Here is a 9677-nt window from a genome sequence, read left to right as displayed (position 1 = left end):
GCCGGGGGGGGGTGCCCCCGCGCCCGGCGCATGCGCGCGGGCGGCCCCGGGACGTTGGGGCGGCCCCGGCATCTCCTTTCTCTGTGGTGATGCGCGGGAGAGGTAACGCCGGCGCGCCGGGGCGCGATAGGATGATCTTTTGCGAACGAGAGGCGAGGGAAGGGAAGTGCCATGTTGAAGCTGCACGTGCTGGCCAGCGGGAGCCGCGGCAATGCCGCCGTCGTGGAAAACGTCCGCACCGGCGAGGGCGTGCTCGTGGACTGCGGCATCTGCAAGCGGGCGTTCTTCGAGGCCTCCGAGGTCGTGGGGTTCGACGTGGCCGGCCTGCGCGCCGTGGTGGTGACCCACGACCACAGCGATCATGTGAAGGGGCTCGGCGTGGTGCTGCGGGGCCTGGCCAAGGCGGGAGTGCGCCCGGCGGTGTACGCGCACAGGGCGGTCGTTTCGGCCTCGGCGCCCCTGCGGGAGGCCGTGGCCAGCGTGGACGCGCCGCAGCACACCTTCGAGGCGGGCGACGCGCTCGGTCTCGCGGGGATGGTCGTGCGCCCGTTTCCCACGTCCCATGATGCGGCGGCTTCCTTCGGCTTCCGCTTCGAGGAGACGGCGTCCGATGGGGCAGCCGGACAGGCTTCGAGCCGCGACGCGCTCGGGTTCATGACCGACACGGGCGTTGTGACCGAGGAGGCGTGGGAGGCCCTCGCCGGCGTGCGGCTTCTGGCCCTGGAGAGCAACCATGACGCGCAAATGCTCGCCACGGGTCCGTATCCCTATCCGGTGAAGCAGCGCATCGCCTCCACGCGCGGCCACCTTTCCAACGAGCAGGCCGCCGAGGCCCTCGTGCGGCTGGCCCACGAGGGGCTGGCGCAGGTGGCAGCCATGCACGTGTCCCAAGAGAACAACACCTACCGCCTGCCACGCGAGACGCTTGAGGCCGCCCTGGCCGATGCCGCCCCCGAGCTGTCCGACCGGGTGCACGTGGCGGTGGCCTTCCAGGACAGGCCCATAACCATCGCGTGACGGTTCGCCCTGGCTCGCCCCCGCAGCGTGCGGGGCTGCCCTATGCTTTCCCCGACAGCGTGGCGCGCCTGCACGGGCGGGCGCAGGCGGAAGGAGCATTCCCCATGGAGGCAACGGCCAAAAAGCGGCATCCCCTGAGAATCGTTGCGTGGGTGCTCGGCGTTATCGCGGTCCTCGCGGTGGCGGCGGTGCTGGCGCTGAACATCTACGTGCGCGTGGCCTTCGGGCCCTTCTACGCCCAGGCCGAGCGTGCCTTCGACATTCCGGGGGTGAACGCGGGCTTCGTCTGCCAGGACCTCGACCACCTGGAGACGACCGACGCGTGGCTGTTCAGCGGGTATATGGCCGACCATTCCCCCTCGCCGCTCTACCGGCGCGAGGCCGACGGCACGGTGGCGCGCCTTGAGGTGGCCCTGCCCGACGGCGATGCCTATGTGGGCCACGGGTCGGCCATCACGAGCACCGACCAGTACGCGTATTTGGCCTGCGAGGGCGGCTACCTCGTGCTCGATGCGGAAGAGGTGGCCGGCGCGGCCGACGGGCAGACGGTGGGCGCCCTGGCCAAGGTGGACCTCGACTTCTCGCCAGCCTTCATGAACATCGAGGGCGACACGCTGTACGCCGGCGAGTTCTACTACCCCGGCGACTACGAAACGCCCGATGAGCACCGCATCGTCACCGCCGACGGCACCGAGAACCCGGCGGTCATGTACGCCTATGCCCTCGACGAGGGGGCGCCGTTCGGCGTGGCGGCCACGGCCGAGCGCGTCTACTCCATTCCCGGCATGATCCAGGGGGTGTGCACGGCCGGCACGGGCCGCATCGTGCTGTCGCAGTCCTACGGGCTCGCCACCTCGCATCTGCTCGCCTACGATGTAACCGACGTGGCGGCCGAGGGGACGTTTACGGCCGATGGCGAAGAGGTGCCGCTGTACTGCCTCGACGGGCGCAGTCTGGCCGAGGACGTGGAGGCGCCGCCCATGGCCGAGGGCATCGAGTCCTTCGAGGGACGCGTGTACGTGTCCGACGAGTCGGCCAGCAACAAGTATATCTTCGGGAAGCTCTACGGCGCCGGCGCGGTGTACGCGCTCGATATGGAAGGCTAGTGCGCGGTGCGCGGTCGGCGGCGGCAGTGCTATACTCGATAGTCGCATTTTTCCGTGAGCGCGGCGGCGCGGTCTGCCGCGAACCTTGAAGGAGCCCCTGTGATTAAAGAGATCATCACCGACGAGGACATTCTGTCGAAGCCCTGCGACGCGGCCACGGCCGACGACGCCGCCATCGCCGACGACCTGGCCGAGACGCTGCTCGCCAGCGACGAGGCCGTGTGCCTGGCCGCCAACCAGATCGGCGAGACCAAGCGCATCGTGGCCTACCTGAACGAGGCGGGGCGCCCCGTCGTCATGTTCAACCCGCAGATCACCCAGAAGCTGAAGCCCTACACCGCGGTGGAGGCGTGCCTTTCCCGCGAGGAGCCTACGGCCGTGCAGCGCTTCGACTGGGTGCGCGTGAGCTTCGAGCGTTTGCAGGACGGCAAGCTCGTGCCGGCCAAGAAGAAGCTCGAGGGCAACGCGGCCCAGGCCGTGCAGCACATGATCGACCACTGCGAGGGCATCCTTGTCTAGCGCCGAGGCCGACCCCGTATTCGCCGCCGAGCAGGCGCACCTGACGGAGACCTACGGCAAGCTGGAGAAGATCGGCCGCGATGCCGTGGCGGCCATGGAGGCCGTGGCGGCCCAAGCGGCCGAGGACAAGAAGTCCATGGCCGACGAGTTGGCCGTGAACTTCGCCACGTGGGACGACATTCTTGAGACCCACGCCGACATCGTTGCCATGAACAACATCATCGAGGCCCACGATATGGCCAACTCTGTGCAGGCCGAGCGCCTGCGCGCCGTGGAGGTGCTGTTGCGCGAGCCCTACTTCGCGAAGATCGAGCTCCAGTTCAAGCCGGGCGCGCCGGCCAAGGAGCTCTACATCGGCTCGGCCGGCGTGTCGGACGAGAACTACCGGCGACTCGTGGTGGACTGGCGCAGCCCCGTGGCCGAGGTGTACTACAACCAGGCCACTGGTCCGACGTCGTATGTGGCCGACGGACGGACCATCCACGCCGATCTGAAGCTGCGCCGCCAGTTCGAGATCGACCGCGACCAGTTGCTCAGCTACTTCGACTCCGACGTGGCCATCGAGGACAAGCTGCTCTTGGCCTCGCTCTCCCGTGGCCGCTCGGCCCATATGCAGGCCATCACAGCCACCATCCAGAAGGAGCAGAACACCGTCGTGCGCCATGCCGACGTGCCGGTGCTCCAGGTGGCGGGCGTGGCGGGCTCGGGGAAGACCTCGGTGCTCATGCAGCGCATCGCGTATCTGTTCTACCAGCATCGCGGCGCGCTCGATCCCACGCAGGTGTTCCTCATCTCGCCTAACCCGGTGTTCGGGCGCTACATCGACCGCGTGCTGCCCGATTTGGGCGAGCGCAACCCCGAGATCCTCACCTGGGCGGAGTTCCTGGCCCCGCTTCTGCCGAAGGACCGCGGGGCGGGAGAGGGCCATGTCTCCTACGAGCGCTTGCGCGCCATTGATGCGGCGCTTGAGCACTTCGCCTTCGAGCGGTCGGATTTCCGCGACATCACGGCGGCCGGCACGCGCCTTATCGGCGGCGATGCCGTGGCGAAGGTGGCGGCGAAGTTCGACCATTTGCCTGCCGGGCCGCACCGCGTGACCCTCATGAACGAGGAGCTGGAAGGCCGCCTGCAGAGCCGGCTCGCGAGCATCGCCGCAGCCGAGGACACTCACGACGAGATCGCCGAGCTTCCCATCGAGGAGCAGCTGCGGCTGTTCGGCGAGACCTTCGACCCACAGACCGACGAGGAGGCCCGCGCGCTCGCCCTCACCTACGTGCGCGAGAAGTACGCGGCCGGTATCGATCAGGTGCGCGCCATGGACTGGCTCGACATCGACGAGATCGCCCGCCGTCTTCTGGGCTGCGACGGCCTGACCTCGGTGGAGTGGGTGTATCTGAAGATGGCGCTCGCGGGCCTTTCGAACCCCGATGCGAAGTACGTGATGATCGACGAGGTGCAGGATTACTCGGAGGGCCAGCTGGCCGTGATGGCCCGCTACTTCCGCCGTGCGAACTTCCTGCTTCTGGGCGACCCGAACCAGGCCATCGCCGAGGGCACCGCCGCCTGGGACGAGATTCGCGCGGTGTTCGAGGCCGAGCGCGGCGAGGTGAGCGCCTGTCGCCTCATGACGAGCTACCGCTCCACCCCGGCCATCACCGATCTGTTCGCGTCGCTGCTGCCCGCGGGCGAGGCCATGGAGGTGTCCTCGGTGCAGCGCGAGGCCGCCCCGCCCGAGGTAATCGTGGCGCCCGATGGCGACGCCTGGGCCGCCGAGCTGCGGCGCGCGGCCGATGCGGCTGCCGAAGCCGACACGCTCACGGCCGTTATCGTGCCCTACAAGAGTGAGGCGCGGCGCGTGGCGAAGGTGATGGGGGAGGCGGCCGTGGTGCTCGGCGAGCGCGACAGCCTGCCCGATAGCGGCGTGGTGGTGCTGCCGCTCAAGCTGGCGAAGGGACTGGAGTTCGACCGCGTCATCGTTGCCGACGCCTCGCCGCAGGTGTTTCCCGCAAACGACCTGGCCCGCCGGCGCCTGTACACCTCCATCTCCCGCGCCACCCGCCACGTCACCATCCTCGCCAACGGCGAGCTCACGGAACTTTTGAGGTAGCTATGGCGAAGAAGCAATCGTTGACGATGCGGAGCTTGCATTACTACTGGCTGGCCACGCGGCGGCACTTGGGGCTGTTCGTGGCGCTGGTGGCCTCAACCATCGGGTTCTGTGGGTTTCTCACCTACGGCAACCCCTACGTGATGAGCCTCATCGTGGATCGCATCAGTGCGGCTCCGGTGGCGCCTGACGAGGTGTTCACCGTGTTCGGGCCCTACATCGCGGCGCTCATTGGCATCAACCTGGCGGGGCAGGCGTGCAGTAAGCTGCAGGATTACACGCTGTGGAAGTTGCAGATCGCCGTGAATTACGACTTGGCTACCACGGCCTTCGACTGCCTGTGCAACCAGTCGCTGTCGTTCCATTCCAACCGCTTCGGCGGCACGCTCGTGAGCCAGACCTCGAAGTTCATGGCCGGCTACACCCAGCTGTTGAACACGATGAACTTTCCGTTTCTGCCTATCCTCTGCTCCATCACGTTCACCTGCATCATTTTGCTGCCGGTCGTGCCGGTCTATGCGGGCGTGCTCATGGCCATGCTTGCGGTGTACGCGACGGTGAGCTATCTCATGTACAAGCGCATCCTGCACCTGAATGAGAAGGCCGCGAGCGCCCAGAACCAGCTGTCGGGCGAGCTGTCGGACGCGGTCACGAACATCCTGGCCGTGAAGACCTACGGGCGCGAGGACTACGAGCGGGGGCTGTTCGACACGGCGAATCGGGAAGTGGTGGCCCGCGATTCCAAGCGCATGCGGGCCTCGCTCGCCCGCGGCGTCACCACGGCGGCCATTACTGTGGTCATCATGAGCGTGGTCACCGTGTTCATCTCGGGCGGCAACGCGTGGTTCGGCATCACGCCGGGCACGGTCATTCTCATGTTCACCTACACGAACACGGTCACCAACCAGTTCAACTTCATTAACACGGGCCTGCAGCGCATCAACCAGGCCTTCGGCGACGCCTCCGGCATGACGGCCGTGCTCGACGAGCCGCGGCTCGTGGCCGATAAGCCCGGCGCCCGGCCGCTCGATGTGGAACTCGGCGATATCAACTTCAAGGACATCAACTTCTGGTATACCGACGGCGATGTGAAGACCCAGGTGTTCAAGGACTTCAACCTGCGCATTCCCGCCGGCCAGCGGGTGGGCCTCGTGGGTATGAGCGGCGCGGGGAAGACCACGCTCACGAAGCTGCTGCTGCGGTTGGCCGACATCCAGGAGGGCGAGATCTTGGTGGACGGCCAGAACGTGGCCGACGTGACCCAGACGAGCCTGCGCCGCAACATCGCCTACGTGCCCCAGGAGGCGCTGCTGTTCCACCGCTCCATCGCTGAGAACATCGCCTACGGGCGCCCCGACGCCACCATGGACGAGATTCGAGAGGCGGCTCGGGCGGCCAACGCGCTCGAGTTCATCGAGGCACTGCCCCAGGGCTTCGATACCGTCACCGGCGAGCGCGGTATTAAGCTGTCGGGCGGCCAGCGCCAGCGCATCGCCATCGCCCGTGCCATGCTGGCCGACTGCCCCATCCTCGTGCTGGACGAGGCCACAAGCGCGCTCGACTCCGAGAGCGAGGCGGCCGTGCAGGAGGCGCTGTCCAACCTGATGGAGGGGCGCACCTGCATCGTGGTGGCCCACCGGCTGTCCACCGTGGCGAGCCTCGACCGCATCGTCGTGCTCTCCCACGGCAAGATCGCCGAGGACGGCCCCCATGCCGAGCTCGTAGCCAAGGGCGGCGACTACGCCCGTCTCTGGAACCGCCAAACCGGCGCCTACGGGGAAGAGTAGAGGCGGGTTTCTACTCGCCCGCGCTACTTGCCCGATGTCTCGTTGCGGCTATTGGGGCATGTGCCAGGTTTGGTCGCTCGTGCAACGGTAGCGGGAGTATTTGAAATCAGAGAAGCGTCCGTCGAAGGGGACTCCCCGCATATCATCGATGATCGCACGGCCAATCGCACGGCCCAGCGCCACGGGGACGGCGTTGCCGATCTGGCGGTAGCGGTCGGAGACGTCTCCGCAAATGCGCCAGTCATCAGGGAAGCCTTGTACGCGCATGTACTCCTCGACGGAAAGCGGCCGGTTCTCCGTGGGATGGCACAGGTCGGTCGCTGGCATCGTAGGAGATGTGACAAGGGTCGGGCAAGGGCGGTCGAACCAAATGCGCCGGTAAAAGCCCGTTTTCCCCCCGGAAAGCTCGTAGGCTTTCCCCATAGCCTCTCGCTGCATCGGGAGAGGCAGATGTTTCCAGTACTGGCCCTCTTCGAGCATCTCGAAGTACTTGAGGCGCTTCGGGGGGAAGTCAGTGTGAGTTGCCACCTCGGGGTTCAGGCCCTCTACCGCCTGGCGGAACGTGCGCCAGGCGGGAAGGCCATGCGCGCCGTCGGCCGCGTGGGTGGGGGTGAGGTAGGGGACTTTTTCACTTCCGAGCTTTCCGATGAGTACCACGCGCTCGCGAATCTGGGGCGCGCCGAAATTCGCGGCGTTGTACAGGTTGAAACTCACCGTGTATCCCGCTTCTTCTAGATGTTTGAGGATCAGGAGTAGTGCTCCTCCCTTGACGGGAGTGCCGTTCTTGCAGGTGGGATAGGGGGTGGAAAGGAGCCCCCGCACGTTTTCGATGACGATATAGGTAGGGCGAATTTCCGCTGCCAGCTCAAGGTACTTCAGAAACACGTTGCCCCGGGCGTCGTCGAAGGCACGCCGTGCACCGGCCGTGCTGAAAGCCTGGCAGGGGGGACCTCCGAACATGACGTCGACGTGGGAGCCCGGCGCAAGGCCCGCGAGGGCGAGCAGCTCGGAGGCCGTGTAGGAGTTGATGTCGCCCGCAAGGGCAACCTCGGGGCGGCAGGCCTCGATGGTCATGCGGCATTTCCGGTCGTTCTCGCAATAGAGCAGAGGCGTGATCCCCGCTGCCTCCATGCCCAGGTCAAGGCCGAGTGCGCCGGAAAAGAAGCTCAGTGCCACGATAGGTGCCGCTTCTTCGGAGCGCCTCCCGTGGTCCTTCGGCTCGGGAACGAGGTTGTTCTTGTCGAGATATTCTGTGAGGTTCTCCGCGTGGAGCACCCATTTGTTTCCCACCTTTTGCGCGGGGATTCTGCTCTCACGGATGAGCCGCGATATCGTTTGCTTGGTCACACCGAGGATGTCGGCGGCTTCTTCGGCGGAGATGAGCGCATCTGATTGACTATTGGTCATGATGATCTTTCTAGTTGGAACATTTTTAAGACCATTTTATACAAGTTTGCACGGAGCGGCTCGAGAATGTTCCAGTAGTATGGCGATGGCAGCGAAACAGCGAGGAAGGTGGGTTCTATGGATGGTTTCGGCGATGAGCCTCGGGCGATGTTCTCGGACGAGCAGGGTCTCGAGGTCGATTTCGTGGATTTGCCTGAAGAAGGGCTGGCCGATATCGAGAATAAACGTGCCATAGCCTACGAGCATCTTGACGCATTCGTGGAGAACAGGATTGCCTACTATCGTGATCCCAAGAAGCTCAACTTAAAGAAGCTGCTTGCCAAAGATATCATTATGTTCGCGGCGCGTGGTGTTCAGAATGCCGAGGAGTTCGTTGTGGAGGCGTTTCGCGCCTGCGAGAGCTCGAGTGAGGAGACGGTTATCGGCTCGACGTGGCAGGCGATAGTCAGTGCCATATCGTCTGATACGCTCGACACGGGGGATATGATGACCGTTCGCGACGGCGCGCTTTACGTATGCGAGCTGAAATCCCAGAAGAACACGACGAACTCCTCGTCTTTCCCGCAAGAGTTACGCGAACTGAAGGATAAATGCGAGGCCCAGCGCCGCTTCCGGAGAGCGAGCAACCAGCCGGTTCGAGCGGCATTCTGCGTTCTTCGCGACAAGGGCGCCATCGACGAGGAGCGGGTGTACGAGCCTTCTGAACGCGATCTGGCCAATCAGGACATCGCGGGCTTTCAGTACCGCTATCTGACGGGGGCGGCTTTCTGGCAATGGCTCACCGGGTTCGATTCCGAGAAGGGCCTCGTGTCGGACGTGTCGCGCATCAACAACGGCGACGTGCGGATGGCGCGTCAGGAGTGCATCGATCGCTTGCAGGAAGAGATGCGGCATGCTCTGCAAGAGCGTAATCTTGACGACTCGATGAATTCCGTGCTCGTCCTGAAACATCTTATCGGCTGAGAGAGCCGAATTGTCGCTTATGGCTCGGCTGAACTTTCCCACTTTGTGGGTGAAGTTCGGAGTCTCCTACAGCTTCACGACGGTGTCGGCGGGGGCGGATTCGGTGGCGTTGATGAGGGTGATCGAAGAGGGGCTGGAGATCTCGCCGGTGCACAGGGCGTAGACGCCCGGTTCGCTCACGGTGACGGAGCCGAGCTCGTCGGCGGTGAGCGTGCGCATCTGGGCGGGCACGATGGTGCCCCCGTCGGCTACAGCTACTGCGCACAGGTACACCTTGTCAGCGGCGCTCTCCACGGTAAAGGTAAGGCCCGTCTCTGTCGCGTCGGCCAGTGCCGCGCTGGCGGCATCCCCTTCCGCGGCGGCCCGTCCGTCGCTGTGGCAGGAGGCGCAGGCCTCGCCGGCCTTGGTGATGGGGTGGTTCGACGAGCAGCCGGCTAGGGTGATCAGGCTGACGGCAACGCAGAGGACCAGAAGGATGCGGCGCATAGGTGTCTCCTCGATTCTCGGGGGCGCGATGGGATTGCGGGAGAATTCTAGCATGGAGGCCTGTGGTGCCATCATCCTCGCGGCCGTATTTTCGCAGCGGGGCACGAGGGGGCGAGAGAAGGCGGGATTTGCGGACGGCGCGAAGTGTGGCCCGGCGGTAGGGTTTGCGGACGCGCGGGGTGTGGCTCGGCGGTGTTGATTTCCCTTCTGTTCTGACGGGAAGCCGCCTGCGCTCTTCGCAAGTGGCGCTGTTGTGGTAACCTCAAGTGTTCGCAATTCGCCGTG

Annotated in this window: 8 protein-coding genes; 6 read left to right on the top strand and 2 right to left on the bottom strand. The window is 65.3% G+C overall.

Features of this window, described 5'->3' with window-relative positions:
• Positions 1 to 171: 171 nt before the first annotated feature.
• The 5 genes from Q5064_RS03505 to Q5064_RS03485 all read left to right on the top strand — a co-directional run bounded on the left by Q5064_RS03505 (position 172) and on the right by Q5064_RS03485 (position 6536).
• Positions 172 to 1017 carry an MBL fold metallo-hydrolase gene (locus Q5064_RS03505; RefSeq protein ID WP_302962327.1) on the top strand — a complete coding sequence of 282 codons (846 nt, stop codon included), beginning with the start codon at positions 172 to 174 and terminating at the stop codon, positions 1015 to 1017.
• Positions 1018 to 1121: 104 nt separating this feature from the next.
• Positions 1122 to 2123, top strand: a complete 1002-nt coding sequence (locus Q5064_RS03500) for a hypothetical protein (protein WP_302962325.1) — start codon at positions 1122 to 1124, stop codon at positions 2121 to 2123.
• A gap of 99 nt (positions 2124 to 2222) precedes the next feature.
• Positions 2223 to 2642 (top strand): peptide deformylase, encoded by a 420-nt coding sequence (locus Q5064_RS03495; RefSeq protein ID WP_302962324.1) that lies wholly within the window; start codon positions 2223 to 2225, stop codon positions 2640 to 2642.
• Positions 2635 to 4749 carry a UvrD-helicase domain-containing protein gene (locus Q5064_RS03490; protein ID WP_302962322.1) on the top strand — a complete coding sequence of 705 codons (2115 nt, stop codon included), beginning with the start codon at positions 2635 to 2637 and terminating at the stop codon, positions 4747 to 4749. The genes Q5064_RS03495 and Q5064_RS03490 overlap by 8 nt, the downstream gene beginning before the upstream one ends.
• 2 nt (positions 4750 to 4751) lie before the next feature.
• A complete protein-coding gene (locus tag Q5064_RS03485; RefSeq protein ID WP_302962321.1) occupies positions 4752 to 6536 on the top strand; it encodes an ABC transporter ATP-binding protein in 1785 nt (594 codons plus the stop codon).
• A 48-nt stretch (positions 6537 to 6584) separates the two neighbouring features.
• Here Q5064_RS03485 and Q5064_RS03480 read toward each other — a convergent pair whose 3' ends face one another.
• On the bottom strand, positions 6585 to 7943 hold the full coding sequence (locus Q5064_RS03480; RefSeq protein WP_302962320.1) for a DNA cytosine methyltransferase: 1359 nt from the start codon (positions 7941 to 7943) through the stop codon (positions 6585 to 6587).
• Between the two features lie 117 nt (positions 7944 to 8060).
• On the opposite strand from Q5064_RS03480, the gene Q5064_RS03475 reads away from it, so the two are divergent.
• Entirely contained in the window at positions 8061 to 8906 is an 846-nt protein-coding gene (locus tag Q5064_RS03475; protein WP_302962319.1) for a PmeII family type II restriction endonuclease, read from the top strand.
• A 66-nt stretch (positions 8907 to 8972) separates the two neighbouring features.
• On the opposite strand, the gene Q5064_RS03470 is transcribed toward Q5064_RS03475, so the two are convergent.
• The gene (locus Q5064_RS03470; protein ID WP_302962318.1) at positions 8973 to 9392 is read right to left on the bottom strand and encodes a hypothetical protein; all 420 of its coding nucleotides are present in this window, start codon (positions 9390 to 9392) and stop codon (positions 8973 to 8975) included.
• Between the last annotated feature and the right edge of the window lie 285 nt (positions 9393 to 9677).

The organism is uncultured Adlercreutzia sp., from assembly GCF_958431955.1.
Lineage (GTDB): Bacteria > Actinomycetota > Coriobacteriia > Coriobacteriales > Eggerthellaceae > Adlercreutzia.
Note: the sequence above shows the minus strand (reverse complement) of the source record. Positions and strands in the feature narration are given on the sequence as shown.

Excerpts from the sequence above, each read along its gene's own strand:
- Q5064_RS03505 (WP_302962327.1), top strand. The coding sequence starts at position 172 with ATGTTGAAGCTGCACGTGCTGGCCAGCGGGAGCCGCGGCAATGCCGCC.
- Q5064_RS03500 (WP_302962325.1), top strand. The coding sequence starts at position 1,122 with ATGGAGGCAACGGCCAAAAAGCGGCATCCCCTGAGAATCGTTGCGTGG.
- Q5064_RS03485 (WP_302962321.1), top strand. The coding sequence starts at position 4,752 with ATGGCGAAGAAGCAATCGTTGACGATGCGGAGCTTGCATTACTACTGG.
- Q5064_RS03480 (WP_302962320.1), bottom strand. The coding sequence starts at position 7,943 with ATGACCAATAGTCAATCAGATGCGCTCATCTCCGCCGAAGAAGCCGCC.
- Q5064_RS03475 (WP_302962319.1), top strand. The coding sequence starts at position 8,061 with ATGGATGGTTTCGGCGATGAGCCTCGGGCGATGTTCTCGGACGAGCAG.
- Q5064_RS03470 (WP_302962318.1), bottom strand. The coding sequence starts at position 9,392 with ATGCGCCGCATCCTTCTGGTCCTCTGCGTTGCCGTCAGCCTGATCACC.